Raw genomic sequence first — 22,609 nt, forward strand, 5'->3', positions numbered from 1 at the left:
ATACAATGCATGCATAGTAATTATATTAGTGGGTTTTAGCTGGGTAAGATTTGACAACTTTTAAAAAGTTGTCAAATCTATGGGATTAATACAGTTTCTGATAAAAAGCCTTTAACATCGCTGCAGGGTCGTCGGCATTATTGATGGCGCCGGATACAGCGATACCCGCTATGCCGGTTTCCATCAAGGCGTCAACATCTTTTAGTTGAATACCACCAACCGCAATTACCGGCAGCGTTACCGGATGATCCTGCAGTTCGCGGAAGCCGGCAAGCCCCAAAAAAGGATAGTTATTGAATTTAGGATCGGTATGCGCAAAAGGGCCGAACCCGCAGTAGTCAACCATGCCCGCTTCCTGCAATTTTAACAGACGCCCGGTGGTGATCGCCGAGGCTCCGAGGGTCTTATCCGCACCAATAATCTGGCGCACATGGGCCAGATCGGTATTCACATTTTCGATGTGAACACCCTGCGCATCTACCCTATCCAGCAAATGGTAATGTTGGGTCAATATCAAGGTTGTTCCCCAATCATCGCAAATAGCCGCAATCTGGTTGATCTCGGAGATCAATTCATCATCAGTTTTAGTGTAACAGCGGTATTGTATCCAATTGGCGCCAGCCTGGCAGGCTATGTTAACCTGCTCAGTATGACTTCGCCCGGGCATATCCTGGGTGAGATAATGAAAACGGGAAACATACTTTTTCATTGTACGGGGAAAAAACAGCTGCCAATAGGTATGCAAGTTACCTAATTGCTGTAATACTTCCCAATACTCTCCCGCGGCTTACCGGTTAAACTATTTTAACACCTGTACCAACGGTACGCCGATATTCCCGTTGGGCGTTTGTATGTGTAATAAAGCAGCTACTGTAGGTGCAATATCCGTCATGTGCGTCGGCAGGTTAGTATGGCCATGTTGTACGCCCCAACCCATAAATACCAACGGAATATGGGTATCGTAAGGGTTCCAGGTACCGTGGGTAGTGCCTGTACCGCCATGCCCGTCGAACCAGCCCGGTTTCAGGATGATCTGGATCGCGCCGCTGCGCTCAATATTATAACCGTTAACAATGCGGGTACGTAAAGCTTCGGGCAGGTTTGCGCTTTGGGCATTCTGCATATCTACAGCAAAAGCAACACCGGCCTGTTTTTGCAAAAACGCAATACAATCCTGCTTAATGGCATACTCGCTTGCCTTTTTATCCGCAATAGCTGGATTATTCAGATTTACCTGATAGTTATCCAGGCTTATAACCATTTTTTTTATGCCGTATTTGCTCTCCAAAACGCTGTTCAGGTTGTTCATCACATCCCTTGCCTGCCATACCGAAGCGGGCACACCGTGATCGGCCAGGAAGGTTGGGTTGTGGGCCGCGCCGTGGTCGGCTGTTAAGAACACAGTATAGTTGCTTTTACCGATGTTTGTGTCGAGGTAAGCGAAGAACGCTGCCAGGTCGCGGTCAAGGCGCAGGTAAGTATCTTCGATCTCGACAGCATTGATACCGAACTGGTGGCCAACGTAGTCGGTAGATGATAAACTCACAGCCAGGAAATCGGTTACGGAATTTTTACCCAGTTTTTCGGCATAGATAGCTGCCTTGGCCAAATCCAGCGTAAGCGAGTTGCCATAAGGCGTACTGCGAATCAAACCCATGCCCCTGCTCATCATTTGTGATGTTTTTACCGGCATGGTCGGTGCATCGGCGCCCGGAAATTTGCCTTCGTATTTCGGGCTGTTGTCATCCGTGCTTTGCAGGTAGGTGCCGATCGGGTACAGGGTGTTCCAATCCTGCTTTAGATACTGCGCAGGTAACTTCTGATCGTTGAATTTTTTAACCCAGGCGGGCAGGTCGTTCATGTAATAGGTACTGGTGATCCAGTTGCCGCTGGCATCATCGAACCAGTAAGCCGCATTGGCAGTGTGGCCTGCAGGTAAGATGCCGCCCCTGTCTTTCAACGCAATGCCGATAACTTTTGAGCGAAAATTGGTAGCCAGGCGCAACTCATCGGTAACCGTAGTAACCAGCAAATTACGCGGCGACATTTCGCCGGCCCGCGAAGCGCTGCCTACCGTATGAACAGTAGTATCTTCGGTGCAATACATGGGTTTACCGGTTGCCTGAATGATAAAATCATTACCGGCAATGCCGTGTATGGCCGGAACCGAACCGGTATAGATACAAGAGTGGCCCGCTGCGGTAACCGTCGGGATATAATCGAGGTTGGTGTTATCGCAGCTAAAGCCTTCGTTCAGTAAACGCTTAAAGCCACCAGTTTGATAGCGGTCGTAATAGCGGTACAGGTAATCCCATCGCATCTGGTCGACTACGATGCCGACAACCAGTTTTGGACGAGGTACGGAAGATGTAGCAGTGGCAGTTTTCTTCTTTGTCTGGGCAAATGTGCTTATCGCGATAACAGATAACAGGACAACGGATAGGTATTTGAATTTCATAAAGCGTGTTGCTGAAAGTTCCAAATATCTTAAATGTCCGCTAAATCCAATGTGACATTATTGTTAAGAATTCAGCTTTCGAAAGTTAAGAGCGAGTGCTGGCTGGCGGTATGCAGATCGCGCCATACACGGCTGATCTCGGAGGAGGTGCTCGCCGCGATCAATCCGCAATAAGGGTATAAGTCGTCGACAGCCTGCCGCGCTACCCGGGCCAGCCTGCGGCTGGTTTGGCTCACGGCTTTCAGGCTATCATCCAAAATGTCGGTATCGTTATTGATAAAACAGGCCCAGGAGCGATCAGCCGCGCGATAAAATTCGTCGCGGGCATCATTCAGGCGAAATACCGAGCGGCTGTACACTTCATCAAGCTTATCCTGCTGGCTTTTGATGAACCCCTTAGCTTCACCCCTTTTGATAAAAATCGGCTTGCACAGATCAATAAAATGGATAGCCAGGCCTGACAGATTGATTGCCAAAGTACCTTCGGCCAACTGCCGGAAAGGATAGGTATATAAAGGTTTCTTGAGCACCGCAAAATTGGCATCGATAATAAATGCCCGGTTAGCCGGTACCTGCACATTTTTAACTTCAAAACTATGGCTGCCGGTAGCTACCATGCCGACATAGTTCCAGGCTGGCAATACGTTTACTTCATCCTTTTTAAATAAAAATGCCTTGATAGTCTTTTCGCCTTCGGCATTCAGTACCGGCCCGTTATCATCGCAGATAATGCAATTGGCCGTAAAATGCGTGGCATGCAAGGCGCCGCTGGCGTATTTCCAGCTGCCATCGACCAGGTAACCACCGGGAACGATCGTCGCCTCACCGCCCGGAGCGCCGCTGCCTGCCAGGCAAACCTGCGGATCGGCAAAAACATCCCGGCTAAGATCAGGATCTAAAAAACCACCAAACCAGCCTGCGCCGGTGCAAAGCGTTATAGCCCAGCCCATGCTGCCATCGGCCCAGGCAATTGCCTCGATCAAACGTAGTTCATCGGGCAGGCTAAGCTCTAAACCACCATACGCTGCCGGCACCAGCATTTTAAACCATTGCTGATCGTAAACTACGGCCAATTGTTCGGGTTGCAGCTTACCGTCTTTTTCGGCAGCGGGGGCATGTTCACGGATAGCGCTTATCCATTCAGACTGTAATTGTTGCCGTGGATGCGATGTGATCTTCATATCAGCTTTCGGGGATGAGTTCGGGCGGGGCAGCTTTTGCCTTGCGCGAACGGTTATAGATTTTTATCCAGTCGGAAAAGCCCCAGCACCCTATAACAAACAGGAAGATAGTTAATGCTCCAAAGAGAGGCAGTTTTTTATAAAACAGCAGAGGAACGGCAAAGACATTCGAGAGATTAAGCAAAACCCAGTTCTCGATTTTACGGCGTGTCAATAACCACATGCCTGCCCAGGCGGTTGCCGATATCCAGGCGTCCCAAAAAGGCACATTTGATGGCTTGTAATTGGGGAACACAAACAAAAACCTGGTCAGACAATAATACAGAAAAACAGTACCGCCGATAGAAATGACAGCCGTTATCAGCCATTCGTTGCGGTTGCTCCAGGTAATCTCGACCGGCGGTTTATCTGCTTTTTTTATCCAGTAATACCAGCCGTAAAAGCTCATTACAATATAATATACATTAAGGGCACAATCGGCATAAAGTTTAGCATCAAACAGCAGGTAGATACCTAAGATCGTTCCGATAATGCCTGTGGGATACAACCAAACGTTGTTAACCCGCGCAAAAAGCACTTCGGCTACTCCAAAGGCAAATGCTACCCACTGCAGCGGAGTAGTTTCTTTTACCTGCTCGGCAAATAAAGTATACCAGTAGTGCCAGTGCATTGGTTAAAACCCTAAATTAACGCTCACAAAATAATTGCGGGGCGCCTGCGGGAAATAGTAGTTATAGTTTACAACTTTACCGTTTTCAATATCCGGATAGGTTGCGCCGTTAGTCTCATATTTCGTGCTGAAAATATTATAAACCAGGAAACTTACCCCGATGTTTTTGATGGCCCTGGTTTTGAAATTATAGCTCAGGCGAAGGTTATTGATAAAATACGAGTTAACGCTACGGTTTGACTGTGCCGGATCGGCAGCGGGGAAACCCGCAGGGTTGGTGTTGGATGTGTTATCCAGGTACTGCATGCCCACATACTTGCTGATCAAAGCAATTTCGCCGCCTTTAACCGGCTGCCAGCCCAATTCGCTCGAGCCAACAAACGATGGCGAATAAGCAATATCGGTATTTGATAGCGTGCCGCTTACAGTTTTATTATTATCGTAATTAATGTACGATGCGGTAAAGTTTTTAATCTTGTTACGGCTCAAAGCTGCTGTTGCCATCCAGTTTAATTGGTTGGTTATTTTAAATTTACCATCGAACTCGATACCTGCACGGTAGCTGTCGGGCACGTTAACCCGGATGGCCTCGCCAACGTAATTCAATGCACCGGTAAGCACCAGTTGGTTTTTATACAACATGTAAAAGCCGTTGATACCGCCTGTAAAAAACGAGTTGTGCAGGCGATAGCCTAACTCCAGATCTTTCAAATTCTCGGAGCTTGGACGGGTGTTTGGTGTTGAGTTAACAAAATCGGAACGATTGGGCTCGTGATTAGCTTCGGATGCCGAAAAATAAATGTTGCTTGCCTCGTTAAGTTGATAGGTTACGCCCAGTTTAGGGTTAAAAAAATCGAGGCTTATCTTTTGTTGCGTATCATTAAGGTTTTGATCCAGGCCTAAAAACGAGTAGCCCAAATGGCGGTATTGCATATCGGCAAAAAAGGTAAAGTTGTTGACGTTATAGTCTATTTTACCAAAAATATTGAAGTCGGTTTTCTTGGCGTTATTGCGATAGTACTCGTAGTTAGGCGGAACGCTTGCGCCTTGTTCAACCCACTCTACATTACCGTAATGCGCGCCCAGATACTCGTTGTAAGCGCCGCCCAAAGTAATATTGAGCGCCTGCTGCGGCTTATAGTTAAAGGCATAGGTAGCCCCGTAAAAATCCGTATTCAGCCAAAGGTCGCGCACCAGCGGTGAGTTGGTTACGCTTGGGTTGGTGGACGAGATACCGTAATCGGCCAAAGCCTCATCGGGTTTATACTCTTCGTAATAGCCAAAGCCTTTGGTATAAAACAGCGCTCCACTGAACGACAGGTCGCTCGTTATTTTCTGATCAACCAGTAACTGCGCATAATTTTGAGTGTAGTTGTCGGTTTGGTTAGGATAGAATGTTTTACCGTCGGCTTCTAAACCCAACTCGTTATAGGTACGGTTGCCGCCATATAAAGTGTACTCGGGTACGCCATCCCAGGCCTGGTAGGTTTGCTCATAACCCGAGAATACATTGGCGCGGATGAGCGTGTTCTTACCATAATAAGCCCCGCTTAAAAAGTACGATTTAAGGTGTGATGCCGCACGGTCGATATAACCATCGGACTGTATACGGGATATGCGCCCATCGAAAGTAAACTTGCCATTGATGAGGCCGGTACCCACACTAACGGTATTTTTTAAAGTACTGAACGAGCCGAAAGAATTATCCAGTTGCGCATAAGCCGAATCGCGGCGGGTTGTGCTTTGCATATTGATGCTCGCACCAAAAGCGCCCGCACCATTGGTGGATGTACCTACGCCGCGTTGTATCTGGATGTTATCTACCGATGATACCAGGTCGGGCAGATCGACGAAGTATGCGCCCTGGTCTTCGGCATCATTCAACGGGATACCATTAAGCGTAACGTTGGTACGCGTACCGTCGGAGCCGCGGATACGGATACCGGTATAACCAATGCCTGTACCGCCATCGGATGTAACGACTACCGAAGGTGTTTGGTTAAGCAGGTAAGGCAGATCCTGGCCGAAGTTATTCTTTGCCAGGTCGGCTTTGTTGAGGTTGGTAAAGGTCGTCGCTGCGTTTTTGGATGCTCGGGTGGCGCTTACGGTAACCTCGTCGGCAATGAAAGTGCTTTTGCCAAGCTTAAAGTTCAGCACTGTGGCGCCGGTAAGTTTGATGGTTTTATCGATGGCGGTATAACCGACATAGCTCACGTGCACCGTATACGTGCCGGCTTTAATATAATCGAGTTTGTACTCGCCGGTCTTATCTACCAAAATGGCCGATGTAAAATCAGTTGTCGAAACAACAATGGTAGTACCGGGTAAGGCTTCGCCGGTTGAAGCATCGGTAACTTTTCCCGAAAGGGAAACTTGCGCTGAAACCAAAAACGGCAACAGCAATGCGCATAGCGCTGCGAATAAGTTTTTCAAAATGTGCTTAAAATTAAATTGAGTTAAACCATCTGCCCGTCAGGGCGAACAGGCAGTACACTTAACTATTTTACCTCTCCCTACGCCGGCATTATCCGGATCAGGTGTCGCTCTTAGTCTTGAGTCGGGAGTCGTTAGTCTGGAGTCGTTTTTTGACTCTGGGCTTTGGACTCGGTACTCCGCACTATAGAGCATGGGTTTGATCTCAGCCTGTCTTTCAGTTTGGATAGAATAATTTGCAACTTATTCCATTCGTTCCAAAGCAAGGCACCCCTTGAGAATTATGGTGCAAATATAGCTTTTTATTTCGGATTTGGGATTTGGGATTTCAAATTTGCTTTGCATCTGTTGACGCAACCTGGATTTTCCTGATTTCGGACGTCAGATTTGGAATTTCGGATTTGTTTGTTTTTAGGTATGATAAGATCTATCCGGAGAGAATATTTTGACCAGAACAGTATACAATTAATCATCGTATACTATGCATTAACGCCTTTCGCAAACTATTTTGGCAGCAATACCGTATGTATTTCTGTTTGGCCTATTATATTTGTACTGTAAATATACATGCCTGTCCTGAGCAAAAAATTAAGGCATTTTATATTTGACGGTTAAACATTTATGGCCCGAATGCCGTTATGTTTAATTATGACAGGGATGATCAGTTCCCGATCATTCATCTACCAGGTATTGACTGTGATAAAAAGATATGGTGTTGTTGTATGAGGGCTCACAGCGGACTTGACAATGTTCATAACCGCATGAAAAACTTTAAAAGATACTATGGTTAAAAATTACCTGTTCAAAGTATTCCTGTTATGTTTTTTACTTTGCCGGTTCGCCGGTGCCACGATGGCGCAGTATGCCATTGGCGGTTCGGCAGGCACAACGCTGGTTAACTCGGTATACTGGCTTACCTGGGACCCTACCGCTACCGGCACGACGATGATCTCGTCTCCGGCAGGCGCTGATGCTTCACATATCATTAACGGAACCTATGTCTGGCAATTTTCGCCTACGGTAAGGATAACCGGCATCATCAGCAATGAGGTAACCACCAGCGGCACGCCGATGATAGCCTATACGCCGGGCCAGTATTCGGGCGATGGTTTGGATCTGATCTATTCGGGCAATAACCAGCCCAAACCCACTTCGAGGGGCGTTGGTAATTCTGCCATAGCCACCCCTTATGGTGCAACTGTAACTTTTGATATCGACCTTAAAGTTGCTATCCTGATCAACGGTATATGGACAGATGTGGTTTACCCCGGCATGGTGGTAGGCGATGCCGAATCTATCGACTCGGGCGGCGAATTTATATCGGGCGATACGCCCAACCCCATCGCCTGGCAATTGCTGAATAAGCGTACTCAGAATGATCCATCCGACAGCCATTATAAAATGGACCTGTCGAACGGGGGTAAATCGTTTAAACTTTACGCCGACCTGCCTCCGGGCAATTTTGGCGTACAGGCGGTAATGTTTGCGCATGGCGCGCGCAATATCAAAAACCTGTCGATGAAAGGCTCTGGCATACAGGCAATTGCGATAGGTTTTGTATTACCTTTCGATCTGACGGACGCACCGCAATCTTACGGGAATGCCGGGCATTACATGGAGAACTTCCAGATTACCGACTATTATGCCGGCGACGGCACCTACTCGGTAGTTAATTATAATACTACGCCGCTTGTTCCTTTTGCAAGCGTGTATATAGGCGCTAACAATGTCGACCCCGACGGGCAGCCGGCTTACACTACCAATGCCAATAATGACGATAATGTGGGCGCCGACGATGAGAGCACGCTTACTCCATCGGCACTGCCCGATATTAAGGTAAACATGGCAGGCAATATTGTGATCAGCCTGCCGGTTACGAATACCAAAAGCGTGCCTGCCACTTTGTATGGCTGGATAGATTTTAACGGCGACGGCGTTTTTGCACCGAACGAGGTGATCAGTGTTACAGTGCCGGCAAATACCAATAACCAAACATTTACGCTTACCTATCCCAACTCCATGTTTGCAGGAAAGCTCAAAGTTGGTTTGCTATACGCCCGGTTCAGGATAACGACGACAAACCTGCTGGATGATAACGCCACAACCTTTGATGAGCGCAGTACATCTTTCGCAGCCGATGGCGAGGTTGAGGATTATCGTTTTAAAGATATCCTGGGTATTACGATCTCGGGTACACTGGTAGATGACCCTAACGGCAAAGCGGATGGCGCAATATCGGGCAACCCGGTACAGACCATCGGCGGCAACCCGCTATATGCTTACCTGGTTGATAACAGCACGGGGCTGATTGTTAATAAAGTTACCGTTGGTGCAGGCGGCGCCTATTCGTTCGCCAATAGCAATAACGGCAATTATACGGTGGCTATCTCTACAAATAATGTGGCCATTGGCGGCAGCCTGCTGGCGGTGGGTGCAAACCTGCCTGCAGGATGGGTGGCCTCGGGCGGGTTCTACGGCGTTAATAACGTCGGCAATACTGGCCTGCAAACCGGCACGCCTAATTTACAAATCCAGGTTTCGACGCCGGGCACCAGCCTGGATGTAAGCAATGTGAACCTGAGCGTGAACCAGATACCTGTTGCAGCGGCCGATGCCGGTACTACAAACATCGGGCAGGCGGTAACCCTAAACATACCGGCAAACGATGCAGATGCCGACGGCACCCTCGACCTGACATCGGTTTTGCTGACAGACCCTGCAGATAACGTTAAAAAAACATCAGTAACTATAGCCGGGCAGGGCACTTATACCGTAAACACAACAACTGGCGCCGTAACCTTTACGCCCGTTGCAGCATTTGTTGGTAAGGCCACGCCGATAAATTACACCATTAAGGATAATTTCGGCTCCGAAAGCGTACCGGCATTAATATCGGTAAGCATAAAGCCTGCCGGCACCGCCGATACTGATAACACGACTGTAAATACACCGGTAACCACTACCGTAAAAGCAAACGACGGCATAAGCGGCACCAATACCACCGTAACTGCTACGGCAGGCGCGCACGGTATTACCTCGGTAGATGCTACCGGCAAAGTGACCTATACCCCGGTTTCGGGATACTTCGGGACGGATACTTACACCTATACGTTGACCACTCCGGATGGCGTAGTGTCAGACCCGATAACCGTAACCATTAATATTAAACCGGCAGGGGTTAACGATGCAACGACCACGCCAATCAATACCCCGGTAACAACAAATGTAAAGGCTAATGACGGGCCAAGCGGTGCAGGTGCCACAGTGACCCCTACCAACGGCACACATGGGATCACTTCTGTCGATGCGTCGGGCAATGTAACTTATACGCCCGCCGCAGGTTTTATAGGCAAGGATACTTATACCTACACCCTTACTAACGGAGGTATTACATCGGCGCCCATAACGGTTACCGTTAGCGTTAAACCTGTAGGTGTTAACGATGCCGACGCCACACCGGTAAATACCCCGGTAACAACTACGGTAAAAAACAACGATGGGCCAAGCGGCATCGGAACGACCGTAACCGCCACAAACGGCGCGCACGGCACTACTGCCGTTGATGCCAACGGGCGTGTCACCTACACCCCAACGGCGGGTTATACCGGGACCGATGTATACACTTATACACTAACTACGCCCGATGGCGTAGTGTCCGACCCGATAACGGTGATCATTAACATTTATGCCTCATCGATGACGCTCACCAAGGTAGCCAATAACGGCGGCACCAAAATAGGCGATATCATTAACTACACCCTCGTAGTAACCAATACCGGTAGCTTTAACATCAACAACATTGTGATGTCCGATCCGGGTGCCGACGCCGGTTCCATTTCGCCTGCAGTGATTACCACACTGGCGCCGGGCGCATCAACAACAGTAACCGCAAAGCATACTTTAACCCAGGCCGATTTTATAGCCGGCAGTTACAGCAACCAGGCAACCGCAAGTGGTACCGATCAGAACGGGATACCGATAACCAAAAAATCAGATAACCCGGCAACTCCCGCAGTCGACGACCCGACCGTGGTTAGCCTGCCGCTTTTACCTGGGGCGGTAACCCTGAACAAATCGGGCGTATTTGCCAGTAACTATATCACTTATACATTCACCGTTCAAAACACCGGGTTTACGGTAATCAACTCCCTGTCGTTAACAGATGCCAAATTAGGTTTGACTAATTATGCGATAGCGGTTCCGGTCGGCGGATTGTATCCGGGCAATTCGGTCTTCTTCAGCACGCAATATACCGTAACACAGGCTGATAAAGATGCAGGGGTAGTGAACAATACCGCAGGCATAAGCGCTGTTGATGCAGGCGGCAAAACGCTGACCGGCAGTGCGAGCGTGGCGGTACAGATTGCCAAATCGCCAGCTGCGGTTGACGATGCCGCGCAAACCACCATCAATCAGCCGGTGATCATCCCTGTATTGACGAATGATATACCGGGCAATTCAACCTTCGATCTGAATACGCTGGAGATCGTGACCCAACCAAAAAACGGAACGGTAAAGATCAACTCCGACGGTACGATCACTTATACACCTAATCCCGGTTATAACGGCCCCGATCAGTTTACCTATCGCGTAAAAGATAAATTCGGGTTTATAAGCAATGTGGCTACGGTAATTATCACACAACCACTCGCACCGGGCGCCTTGAAGATACCGAACCTCTTCACGCCAAACGGTGATGGCATCAACGATGTTTTTGAGATCAGGGGATTGGACAAGTTCGCACAAAAAGACCTGAGCATTGTGAACCGCTGGGGTAACGAGGTTTATCACAGCACAAATTATCAGAACACCTGGACCGGCGATGGTCTGAACGAGGGTACGTATTATTATACTTTGAAAGTGAGGAGAACGGCAGCGAGCGATACCGAAGTATACAAAGGTTATGTTACCCTGATGCGGTCATTCAAATAAAGGCTGAACGGCAATTACGATATGATGAAACGGATACTGATATTGTTGATATGGATACTTGGCCCGGCCATGCTGTTTGCGCAGCAGGATGCCCAGCAGAGCCAGTACATGTTTAACGGCATATATATTAACCCGGCTTACGCCGGATATAAGGAGAATATTAACCTGCACAGCTATTACCGCACGCAGTGGACGGGTATTACCGGCTCGCCTGTGAGCATGTCGCTGGCTTTGGATGCAAGCGCTAACGACGGTAACGTGGGCCTGGCTTTTCAGTTAGCCTCGGATAAACTGGGCGCGCAGAGCAACCTTTCGGGATACCTGAACTATGCGTACCGTATCAGGATGAATGCCGACGGAACCTCACGGCTGGCCTTTGGCCTCGGCGGCGGGATCATGCAACTGGGCCTGAACGGCGCTTTACTCAACCCTAACGACCCGGAGCCCAGCCAGCCTACCGGCATGCAAAGCAAACTCGTGCCCGATGCCCGTTTGGGCGTATTTTTCGCTAACGAAAAACTTTACGCGGGCCTTTCGGCCGATAACCTGGTGGCACAATACATCAATATTAAAAGCAACTCGTACCTGGCGCAACCCAAGCCGCATTTTTATTTGACCGCCGGTGTACTGATCCCTTTATCGGAAGACCTGATGTTTAAGCCCAGCTTTTTGCTGAAGGACGACCGCGCCGGGCCGACTAGCCTGGATATTAACGGCTTTTTGCTGTTAGGTGAAAAGATATGGGTAGGCGGATCGTACCGTACCGGAGTGAAGATATATAATAAAGCCTTTTTACAAAGCGATCTCACCCCGCTTAACTCGGGTGTGTTGGCTGTGCAGATATTCCCGATGGAAAACCTGCGTGTGGGCTATGCATTCGATTTTTCGGTCGGCCCTTTGCAGGGTTATAGCGGTGGTACGCACGAAATATCAATTGGTTATTATTTTAAGAGCTCGAAAAGCCGGATGCTGACGCCCCGGTATTTTTAACAGGTTATGAAAAGATATCTGAAACTATTTACCTTACTGTTTGCCCTCGTGCTGTGCCATAACGCCAGGGCGCAGTATGTGTTAAAGCAAGCTAATGAGCAATATAACCTGTTTAATTACACCAAAGCAGTTGAGCTGTATTTGCAGGCCTACAAAAAAGATCCTGCTAATTTTATAATAGCCGAGCATTTGGCCAACAGTTACCGCCTGATGCAGGATTATAATAATGCCGAGCTGTGGTACAGCACAGCCACCGTTATGCCGGAAGTTAAACCCGAAGATTTTTTGCATTACGCGCAGGTGCTGCAAAGCAACTCCAAATATGCCGAGGCAAAAGCGCAGTATACCAAGTACTATGCCGTTAGCCCGGAGATTGACCAAAAGCAACTGAAAGTGTGGCTGGCGGCATGCGATTCGTCGATTGCCTGGCGGAGAGACCCGCGGCCTTTTGTATTGGTAAACGAGAGAGAACTGAACAGCGCGACATCAGACTGGGGCGCAGTAAAATACAACAACTATGTCGTCTTTACTTCCGACAGGATAAACAAGGCCGCCGATGCAACAGCAAAAGGCCATCCTTTTTTGCGTTTTGATGTAGACAGGCCGGTTGATAAGGACCGGTACCTGTGGACGGGTAACGATTACCTGCGTTTATACCAGGCACCGATAGGCGGCAGTAAAAGCGATGTGAAACCTTTCCGGTTCAATACCGATGGCACAGACTACCACATGGGGGCTGCATCGTTCACAGCTGATGGCAACGAGATGTATTTTACACTGACCCGCATCCCCAAAAATCAACCGAAAGATACTGCAAAAATCAAAACGGTGAGGCTGGAGATCTGGTGGAGCCGCCGGGTAGCCGAGACCGGTCAATGGTCGAAACCATTGCCTTTTCAGTACAATAACGAGCAATGGTCGACCGGCGACCCATATATCAGTGCTGACGGGCATACGCTTTATTTTGTATCGGATATGCCGGGCGGCAAGGGCGGAACGGATATTTACTACTCGATAAAAAGCCCAACCAATAACTGGCAGGAACCGGTAAACCTAACAGCCCTGAACACACGCGGCAACGAGCGAACACCGTTTTTATACAATGGCACGTTGTATTTTTCGAGCGATGGCGGCGTGGGCATGGGCGGTTTGGATGTTTATAAGGCAGCATCTAAAGGTAACAGCTTCGCTCCTCCGAAAAACATGGGTTTCCCGGTAAATTCGCCGCAGGATGATTTTGCTTATACGTTGGTTACCGATAGCACCGGGTACCTGTCGTCAAACCGGGCGGGCGGCCTGGGCAGCGACGATATTTACAGCTTTACCCAGAAACCGCCACCAACTTTTCTGTTCGAAGGCGTAGTATATGACAAGAAGACCAAAGAAGTTATACCCGGCAGTACAGTAAGGCTGACCAACACCAACGGCAGCGTGCTAGAAGGCCTGTCGGACGCGGGAGGTAAATTCGGTTTCAGGCTGGAAGAAAAAAGCAATTATAAAATTCGCGGCGAGAGAAAAAGCTACCTGAGCGATAACCAGACCGTAACCACTCTGCGCGCCGATCCGAACGTCACCATCCATAAAGACCTGTACCTGGATAAAATAGAACTGAATAAGGCCATCAGGCTCGAAAATATTTATTATGACTTTGATGAATCGTACATCCGTGAAGATGCCGCGGTTGAACTGGATAAATTGATCAGGATCATGAAAGATAACCCGAATATCGAGATCGAACTGGCCTCGCATACCGACAGCCGTGGCAATGATGCCTACAACATGCAGTTGTCGCAGGAGCGCGCCGATGCCGCGGTGAAATACATTGTGGATATCGGTGATATCAACCCCAGGCGTATCAAAGCCAAAGGCTATGGCGAAACGCGGTTACTAAACCGCTGCAAAAACGGTGTGAACTGCTCCGAAGCAGAGCATCAGTTAAACCGACGGACAGAATTTACAATTACAAAGATGTAAGTTGAAAGCGGAAGTATTTTTTTTAATCGCCGGTTAGCAGCACCGTCAATGTACAGAAATACTTATCATTCTCAATGATCATTTAATACACCCGGTATTAAATTTATCACACCTGGCTTGGTTAATTTTTTTTCCTTTGGTGATTTTCACACATCAAACAGGTTAATTCCTTCTTAAATTTATAGATCGGCCAAGGTGCATCGCCTGTTAATTTCTGACCTTGTAACAGCACTCTCCCCAGTTTTGTGATCATATCTTCAGCCGGTCCCCCCGTAAAGGCTTTACCAGTTTCGGGCTTACGTGCCCGCGGTTAATTCCGGTTAATTGTTTTAATCAATACATTAATATTAAAACAACACATACGTATTCGTCCTATTTTTATCCTTAAAAGAAATATTAAATACATTATGGGAAATTACCATTTACTTTTACAACAATAATTTACAAACTAAACTACCTGCATCAACATGAAAAAACTTGTACTCGTAAGTTTGTGTCTCCTATGGCTTGGTATAGCCCAGGTTTTCGCACAAACCCGTACCGTAACCGGTACGGTTACCGCAAAAGAAGACGGCAGCCCCATACCAGGGGTTAGCGTAATGATCAAAGGCTCCAAAAACGGAGTAGTAACCGGGGCAGATGGTAAGTATACCATTAATGCGCCATCGGGCTCAACACTTATTTTTTCGTATATCTCTTATGAAACTCAGCAAGTGGTGGTGGGCGAAAAAAGCACAATAGATGTTGTACTTACACTAAACACAAAGCAATTAACCGAAGTTGTTGTTACGGCCAACGATATCAAAAGAGAGAAAAGAACTTTAGGTTATTCTGCTCCGATAGTAAGTAACAAAGAGTTAACAGAAGGCGGCAACCCGAGCGTGCTCAGCTCATTAACAGGCAGAGTTGCCGGGGTTAACATCACTTCAACATCAAATACACCGGGTAGTTCAACACGTATCGTACTTCGCGGCGGCTCATCCATCACCGGTAACAACCAGGCCCTGATGGTTGTTGATGGTATCCCGATCGATAATTCGAGTATTATAGCCGGCCCCAGTAGTTTAGCCGCTGTCGATTTTGGGAACAGGGGTAATGACATCGACCCGAATGATGTAGAATCTGTCACAGTATTGAAAGGACCTGCAGCAGCGGCTCTTTATGGTTCAAGAGCATCAAACGGTGCCATTATGATTACTACCAAATCAGGCTCAAACCGTGCTAAAAAAACGGAGATAACGCTTAACTCTACAAACACTTTTTCCTCCATCCTCAAAATGCCCGACTTTCAAAATGAGTATGGCCAGGGATATATGTCGGGTTCGGCTACAAGCGCCGGCTATGTTACCGGGATAAATGACGCCAGCGACAACTTTAGCTGGGGAGCACCCTTTGACGGCAAACCGGCACTCTGGGGGCAGGAAATTGACGGTGTTACCCAGAGCAAGCCATATGAGGCTTTGCCAAATAACGTTAAAAACTTTTTTAAAACCGGCTTTGCCACTGATAATAGCTTAGGTATTTCATCCGGAAACGATAAAAGCAGCTTTTATTTAGGATTAAACACTTTAAACTCCAACAGTATATACCCAGGCGACAAGGACACTTATAATAAATATGGTGTAAGATTTAATGGCAAAACTACGCTTGCCAATAATTTTACGGCAACAATCAATTTCAATTACAACAAAATACAGAGCAACCAGCCTGCCGGCGGGCAAAACGCAAACGGGGTTTGGATACAATTAATGCAAACACCAAGAGATATCCCTATTAATACAATGGGAGATCTGACCAATAAGTATAATGGATATAACCCTATTACCAATTTGTATGGTTTTTATGGAGCTTTTGCATTAAACCCATATTGGATACTTCAAAACTTCACCAATCTCGACGATGTTAACCGTGTTACCGGTGCTGTTAATCTGAGTTACAAACCAGTTAGCTGGTTAAATATCGTCGAACGGGTAGGTATTGATTCATATTCAGACCGGAGGAAACTTATTTCGCCTAAATATAATTTCGACCCGGCCGACGAATCGGGAAGCGGGCTCTGGGGACCGGTTACGAACAACGGATCGTATGAAGTAGACCAGTTTAATGTGAATGAAGTGGTTCACGATCTGATGATCACTGCAACCCACAAGTTTACCAGCGATTTATCAGCTTCGCTAATGATAGGCAATCATATCAGGGAACGCAATACCAATACCAATCAAACAAGCACCAATACCAGTGGCGGTTTGGTAGTTCCCGGTTGGTACAACCTTCAAAACAGCAACGGGCCGGTAAACGTAATTGTAGATAATATTTCCATCAGGAGGCTGGTAGGTTTTTATGCTGATCTGAATCTTTCGTATAAAGACATTCTGTTTTTAGAAGGAACATTACGGAACGACCGGTCTTCAACTCTGCCAACAAGTAACTACTCTTATTTTTATCCAAGTGTAAGCGGTTCATTTGTATTCAGCGAATTGCTTAAAAATTCAGGTATCTCGAATATTTTAGATTACGGTAAAATACGCTCGAGCTTTGCACAGGTAGGTAGCGATACCAATCCATACCAATTGTTAACCACTTACGGAAGTACTCAGGTAAACGGCGCTTTTGGCAATACCAAATTTCCATTTGGAAACGTTTCTGCATTACAGGTTCAAAGCACCCTTGGCAATAGTCAGCTTGTACCCGAGCAGACCTCCGCATTTGAGATCGGGACAGAATTATCATTTTTACAAAACAGGCTTTCTGTCGATTTCAGTTACTACACCAACGATTCGAAAAATCAGATCATACCTATTCCAATTCCCAACTCAACCGGGTATGGTTTTAATGTAGTAAATGCAGGAGAAATTCAGAATAAAGGTATCGAGTTAGTTATTAGCGGAACTCCGGTTAAAACCAGTTACGATTTAACCTGGGAATTACATGGCACATTTACCAAGAATAACAACAACGTAGTTAGCCTGCCCGATGGTGTATCGCAGGTAGTGATAGGTGGCTTCAGCGGTATGTCGATAGTCGCCGCAAAAGGCATGCCTTATGGTGAGTTTTACTCGGTAACAAACAAAACAGATGCACAGGGAAGAACTATTGTAAGTAAAACTACCGGCTTACCCATACCGACAACAACAGCCCAATACCTCGGCTCATATAATCCTAAATTTGAGGCATCGTTCGGTACAAATATAACTTACAAAAATTTTAGTTTGGGCGTATTGTTTGATGTTAAACACGGCGGCGTATTGTATTCAAATACAAAATCGATTATAGATTTCGTAGGAACTTCGGCTGAAACCGGAGGCCCACGATTTGGCCAGCCGTTCCCTAATTCGGTTTATTTGGATGCTACAGGTGCAAGTGTTGTCAACACAACCGTACCCTACTCCGTGTATGATTATTACACGAACGTTATACCCGACGGCATGAACGTGGTTGACGCATCGTATATTAAAATGCGCAGTGCTAATGTATCTTATACTTTGAGTAAAAAACAATTGAAGAGCCTGCCCTTTGGTGCATTAACCGTTGGATTGTTTGGCAATAACCTGTTTTTATGGACGCCAAAATCTAACGCATATGTAGACCCGGAAATAAACTCAAGTGGCGCCGGAAATGAACAGGGTTTAGATTTTGCAGCAAATCCATCAGTGCGCAACTATGGTATTAACGTGAAAGTTTCATTCTAATAATCATCATCATGATCAGAAAATATAAGTTTAGTTTAAAACAGGCCTTGTTTGCAGGGCTTGTTGTTGCAGCCGGATTTTCGGGTTGTAAAAAATATCTGGATGTAAATCAAAACCCCAATAACCCGGATAGCGCCGACCCTGTATTGTTGCTGCCGACCACCCAGGCAGCTCTTAGCCAGGTTGTGGGTAATTCCTTTCAGATATTTGGAAACATATGGGCTCAGTATTGGACCCAAAGCCCATTGTCATCGCAATATAAATCTATTGATCAATACAACCCCACAACCACGGCGTTTGACAACCCCTGGCTTAACCTGTACCGTGTCGCGTTAGTTAACGCCGATCTGATCACAAAAAGTACCGAGCCGCAATTGGAAAATGTTAAAGGCATTGCCTACCTGATGAAGGCTTACGGATTCCAGTTGGCAACTGATGCCTTTGGCGATGTACCTGTTACACAGGCATTGCAGGGAAGTGCCTTTACGAGCCCTAAATACGATGCTCAGCAGACGGTTTACGACAGCATATTTGTTTATATCAATAAAGCAATGCCTTTGCTCAATACATCAGGCGCCGTTTCGCCGGGAGCACAGGATATGATATTCCAGGGCGATATGAGCAAGTGGATAGCTTTTGCCAATACGCTTAAATTGAGGGCTTACTTGCGCCTGTCAAAAGCCAATCCCACTAAAGCTTCAGCGGGCATACAGACTTTATATGCGACTAACCCTACCTTCTTAACAGTAGATGCATCCATCAAATATACCTCTACCGGGGGCAACGAAAACCCGCTTTATAACGAAATGGCAAGCCCTACATTAGGTAAAATTCAAAATATAGTGGCCAGTTCGACCGTTGTAAACGCTATGATAGCGAATAACGATCCGCGTTTAGCTAAGTTTTTTACCCTGTATATTGATAAGGTAGCGCCAACAGATTCGCTTGAATCTATCCCGCAGGGAAGCTATGTGGCAAACGCTACCAAAAAGGTTTCGCCGCCCTCGCCATTAGTTGGCGGAAAGGCAGATGATCCGACTTCGGCTACAGCTCCGGTTAAATTGATCTCGGCCGCCGAAAGTTATTTTTTACAAGCCGAAGCGGTTGCCAGGGGCTGGGCCCCAGGCAATGCGGCAACTTTATACACAGCGGGCATAACAGCAAGCTTTGCTGCCACAGGCGCAGGCGACCCTACAACTTACATTGCCACGGCACCAGCCGGTTTACAGGCTTTAACTACCGCGGTTACGGTTAACGACAAGGTTAAAGCCATTATCACACAAAAGTATTTTGCGATGTGCGGTTTTCAGGGTTTTGAAGCCTGGACCGAGTGGAGAAGAACAGGCTATCCCACCTTCTTTGTTACTTCTGCCGCATCGATACTACCCGCCGGGCAGATGCCGTTGCGTATGAGGTATCCGAACACCGAACTAACTTCAAATTTAAGCTACCCGGGAACAGTAGCGCTTAATATCCCTGTTTGGTGGGGCATGTAAAAATTAACCAGCCAGTAAATATAGAGGCCGTCTCAGGTATATTCTGAGGCGGCCTTTTTTGTCGGCATCATAGCGCATGCATCGCTTGTAAATACTGAATAATTTGTGTATATTGAACTATACGGAAAGAGATCATTGCGATAATGATAATCCGGACCTCGAAAGTAATTGAAGAATACCCATAAATACCCATGTGTCCGGTAAAACCGTTGCAGATTTGATAATGAGATCGCCGGTGAGGACACCGACAGTGGCGGAACTTTTAAACCTTACAACATTCAAACATTCCAACAAAAAATCTCAATACATACACACCTGCCCCTGGCCGATGGGCAGTACGGACGCAATGACATCCTGCCGGGTCTTCCCATTATACATTTTTTCGATGGCCCAGCCTATCAGGTCGACCGCGGCCAAACAACCGGCCGCTGTGCCGATATTACCATGCGTAACCAGGTGGGTATCTTCGATCACATCAACACCGTAAGACTTGAGTGCTTCAAAAGCGGTTGGGTAGGTGGTTGCCGAAAGCCCTTTCAAATGGCCGAGCGCGGCGATGATCAGCGCCCCGGAACACATGGAGCAGATGATCTGTTTTGACGGATCGAGGTTGAAACGCTCGAGGAAAGCTTCGTCTTTGCTGACTACCCGGGCGCCGTAGCCGCTGCCAAAAAATACCATATCGGCATCGTTGGCTTCTTCGATCAGGCCATGCATATCCAGTTTCAGTCCTGCGCTTGATGTATGCGAAGCGGCAGTGCCAACAAACTTCACCTCGAAATCGGGATGGCGCAATTTAACCCGGTTGAGCAGGTCCCAGGGTAAAAACATATCGATGTCGGTAAACTTATCGAAGGTTACAATAACGGCTTTTTTCATTATGATCGGGTTTAAGACTTAGTACACAAGCAAATATCTAAACTAACAGCATTTTAAATATCAATGGCAATGTCATAATTTGTATTCACTATCTCAATACTCATATCTCAATACTCACATCTATTTTATACTTTTGCAGACTTTATTTTGACGACTATGCTTAGAACTCACACCTGCGGCGAATTGAACATAAGCCACTTAAACCAAACTGTTACTTTATGCGGATGGGTACAAAAATCGCGCGACCTGGGCGGTACAACCTTTGTCGACGTACGCGACCGCTATGGTTTAACCCAGCTTGTTTTCAATACCGACAGTGATGCCGCTTTGCGCGAAAAAAGCCGCGGGCTTGGCCGGGAGTTTGTTGTGAAAGTTACCGGCAAGGTAATTGAGCGCACCAATAAAAACACCAAAATACCTACCGGCGAGATCGAGATTATCGTGGCCGAAATTGAAGTGCTGAACCAGGCCAAGATACCGCCGTTTTTGATCGAGGACGAAACCGATGGCGGCGAGGAACTGCGCGCCAAATACCGTTACCTGGATCTGCGCCGCAACCCGATACGCAACAACCTGGTGATGCGCCATAAGCTGAGCCAGGAGATCCGCAAATATCTCGATGGCCTGAACTTTATCGAGGTGGAAACCCCGGTGCTGATCAAATCGACGCCTGAAGGCGCACGCGACTTTGTGGTGCCAAGCCGCATGAACCCGGGCGAGTTTTATGCCTTGCCGCAATCGCCGCAAACATTTAAGCAATTGCTGATGGTGAGCGGGTTCGACCGTTACTTCCAGATCGTGAAATGCTTTCGCGATGAGGACCTGCGTGCCGACCGCCAGCCGGAGTTTACACAGATCGACTGTGAGATGTCGTTCATCACGCAGGAAGATATATTGAACACTTTTGAAGGTTTGGCCCGTCACCTGTTCAAAACAGTAAAAGGTATTGAGCTGGGCGATTTCCCGCGTATGCAGTATGCCGACGCGATGCGTTTATACGGATCGGATAAACCGGATGTGCGCCTTGGGATGGAGTTTGTTGAACTGAATGATATTGTAAAGGGCAAAGGTTTCGGTGTATTTGATAATGCCGAACTGGTGGTGGCTATCAATGCCAAAGGTTGCGCCGAATATACCCGCAAGCAACTGGACGAACTGACCGACTGGCTGAAACGCCCTCAGATCGGCGCTACAGGCTTGATCTACATGCGCCACAATACCGACGAAACCCTGAAATCGTCGGTTGATAAGTTTTACAGCGAGGATGAACTGAAAAAATGGGCTGACGCTTTAAGCACGCAGCCAGGCGACTTAGTTTTAGTGTTGGCCGGGCAAACCGACAAAGTACGCAAGCAAATGAACGAGCTGCGCCTGGAGATTGGCGGCCGTTTGGGCTTACGCGATAAAAATACTTTCGCGCCGCTTTGGGTGCTCGATTTCCCGCTGTTGGAATGGGATGAAGAAACCGAGCGTTACCACGCGATGCACCATCCGTTCACTTCGCCAAAACCGGAAGATATCGCATTGCTGGAAACCAACCCGGGAGCGGTACGTGCCAACGCTTACGATATGGTGATCAACGGTATAGAGGTGGGCGGTGGCTCTATCCGTATCCACGACCGTGAGCTGCAATCGCTGATGTTTAAACACCTGGGCTTCTCGCCCGAAGAGGCACAAAAACAATTCGGCTTTTTGATGGATGCTTTTGAATACGGCGCGCCACCGCACGGCGGTCTGGCCTTAGGCTTCGACCGCTTATGCTCGATATTTGCCGGCCTGGATTCGATCCGCGATGTGATCGCTTTCCCGAAAAACAATTCGGGCCGCGATGTGATGATCGATTCGCCATCGACAATTGCCGAGGCACAATTGAATGAGTTGAAGATCAAAACAACCGTTTAAGCATT

General features: G+C 47.5%; 12 protein-coding genes. 6 read left to right on the forward strand and 6 right to left on the reverse strand.

The genetic code is table 11. The features are described from left to right. Positions 1-85 precede the first annotated feature (85 nt). The 5 genes from BEL04_RS20005 to BEL04_RS20025 all read right to left on the reverse strand — a co-directional run bounded on the left by BEL04_RS20005 (position 86) and on the right by BEL04_RS20025 (position 6,742). Positions 86-709: a thiamine phosphate synthase gene (locus tag BEL04_RS20005; protein WP_066006816.1), complete on the reverse strand. Its 624-nt coding sequence runs from the start codon at positions 707-709 to the stop codon at positions 86-88. 90 nt (positions 710-799) lie between these two features. Beyond that, positions 800-2,458 carry an alkaline phosphatase PafA gene (gene pafA / locus BEL04_RS20010; RefSeq protein WP_066006818.1) on the reverse strand — a complete coding sequence of 553 codons (1,659 nt, stop codon included), beginning with the start codon at positions 2,456-2,458 and terminating at the stop codon, positions 800-802. Positions 2,459-2,529: 71 nt separating this feature from the next. Next, positions 2,530-3,639: an acyl-CoA dehydrogenase family protein gene (locus BEL04_RS20015; RefSeq protein ID WP_066006820.1), complete on the reverse strand. Its 1,110-nt coding sequence runs from the start codon at positions 3,637-3,639 to the stop codon at positions 2,530-2,532. A gap of 1 nt (position 3,640) precedes the next feature. Further along, on the reverse strand, positions 3,641-4,309 hold the full coding sequence (pnuC, locus tag BEL04_RS20020; RefSeq protein ID WP_066006822.1) for a nicotinamide riboside transporter PnuC: 669 nt from the start codon (positions 4,307-4,309) through the stop codon (positions 3,641-3,643). 3 nt (positions 4,310-4,312) lie between these two features. After that, the gene (locus tag BEL04_RS20025; protein ID WP_083228011.1) at positions 4,313-6,742 is read right to left on the reverse strand and encodes a TonB-dependent receptor; all 2,430 of its coding nucleotides are present in this window, start codon (positions 6,740-6,742) and stop codon (positions 4,313-4,315) included. A 783-nt stretch (positions 6,743-7,525) separates the two neighbouring features. Here BEL04_RS20025 and BEL04_RS20030 point away from each other — a divergent pair. The 5 genes from BEL04_RS20030 (at position 7,526) to BEL04_RS20050 (ending at position 19,823) form a co-directional block, all read left to right on the forward strand. After that, positions 7,526-11,674 (forward strand): CshA/CshB family fibrillar adhesin-related protein, encoded by a 4,149-nt coding sequence (locus BEL04_RS20030; RefSeq protein ID WP_066006828.1) that lies wholly within the window; start codon positions 7,526-7,528, stop codon positions 11,672-11,674. A gap of 21 nt (positions 11,675-11,695) precedes the next feature. Next, the gene (locus BEL04_RS20035) at positions 11,696-12,664 is read left to right on the forward strand and encodes a type IX secretion system membrane protein PorP/SprF (protein WP_066006829.1); all 969 of its coding nucleotides are present in this window, start codon (positions 11,696-11,698) and stop codon (positions 12,662-12,664) included. A gap of 6 nt (positions 12,665-12,670) precedes the next feature. After that, positions 12,671-14,638, forward strand: coding sequence for an OmpA family protein (locus tag BEL04_RS20040; protein ID WP_066006831.1), 1,968 nt, complete (start codon positions 12,671-12,673; stop codon positions 14,636-14,638). Between the two features lie 467 nt (positions 14,639-15,105). Next, on the forward strand, positions 15,106-18,327 hold the full coding sequence (locus BEL04_RS20045; RefSeq protein ID WP_066006833.1) for a SusC/RagA family TonB-linked outer membrane protein: 3,222 nt from the start codon (positions 15,106-15,108) through the stop codon (positions 18,325-18,327). 11 nt (positions 18,328-18,338) lie between these two features. Continuing rightward, on the forward strand, positions 18,339-19,823 hold the full coding sequence (locus BEL04_RS20050; RefSeq protein WP_066006835.1) for a SusD/RagB family nutrient-binding outer membrane lipoprotein: 1,485 nt from the start codon (positions 18,339-18,341) through the stop codon (positions 19,821-19,823). A gap of 300 nt (positions 19,824-20,123) precedes the next feature. Here BEL04_RS20050 and BEL04_RS20055 read toward each other — a convergent pair whose 3' ends face one another. Continuing rightward, positions 20,124-20,702, reverse strand: coding sequence for a DJ-1/PfpI family protein (locus tag BEL04_RS20055; RefSeq protein ID WP_066006837.1), 579 nt, complete (start codon positions 20,700-20,702; stop codon positions 20,124-20,126). Between the two features lie 156 nt (positions 20,703-20,858). On the opposite strand from BEL04_RS20055, the gene aspS reads away from it, so the two are divergent. Further along, positions 20,859-22,604 carry an aspartate--tRNA ligase gene (aspS, locus tag BEL04_RS20060; protein WP_066006841.1) on the forward strand — a complete coding sequence of 582 codons (1,746 nt, stop codon included), beginning with the start codon at positions 20,859-20,861 and terminating at the stop codon, positions 22,602-22,604. Positions 22,605-22,609: the final 5 nt, after the last annotated feature.

The sequence above is a fragment of the Mucilaginibacter sp. PPCGB 2223 genome (genome assembly GCF_001705515.1).
GTDB lineage: Bacteria > Bacteroidota > Bacteroidia > Sphingobacteriales > Sphingobacteriaceae > Mucilaginibacter.

Bases quoted from the DNA above. Each gene is read 5' to 3' on its own strand.
- aspS (WP_066006841.1), top strand. From the start codon at position 20,859: ATGCTTAGAACTCACACCTGCGGCGAATTGAACATAAGCCACTTAAAC.
- pafA (WP_066006818.1), bottom strand. From the start codon at position 2,458: ATGAAATTCAAATACCTATCCGTTGTCCTGTTATCTGTTATCGCGATA.
- BEL04_RS20045 (WP_066006833.1), top strand. From the start codon at position 15,106: ATGAAAAAACTTGTACTCGTAAGTTTGTGTCTCCTATGGCTTGGTATA.
- BEL04_RS20040 (WP_066006831.1), top strand. From the start codon at position 12,671: ATGAAAAGATATCTGAAACTATTTACCTTACTGTTTGCCCTCGTGCTG.
- BEL04_RS20015 (WP_066006820.1), bottom strand. From the start codon at position 3,639: ATGAAGATCACATCGCATCCACGGCAACAATTACAGTCTGAATGGATA.
- pnuC (WP_066006822.1), bottom strand. From the start codon at position 4,309: ATGCACTGGCACTACTGGTATACTTTATTTGCCGAGCAGGTAAAAGAA.
- BEL04_RS20050 (WP_066006835.1), top strand. From the start codon at position 18,339: ATGATCAGAAAATATAAGTTTAGTTTAAAACAGGCCTTGTTTGCAGGG.
- BEL04_RS20030 (WP_066006828.1), top strand. From the start codon at position 7,526: ATGGTTAAAAATTACCTGTTCAAAGTATTCCTGTTATGTTTTTTACTT.
- BEL04_RS20055 (WP_066006837.1), bottom strand. From the start codon at position 20,702: ATGAAAAAAGCCGTTATTGTAACCTTCGATAAGTTTACCGACATCGAT.
- BEL04_RS20035 (WP_066006829.1), top strand. From the start codon at position 11,696: ATGATGAAACGGATACTGATATTGTTGATATGGATACTTGGCCCGGCC.
- BEL04_RS20005 (WP_066006816.1), bottom strand. From the start codon at position 709: ATGAAAAAGTATGTTTCCCGTTTTCATTATCTCACCCAGGATATGCCC.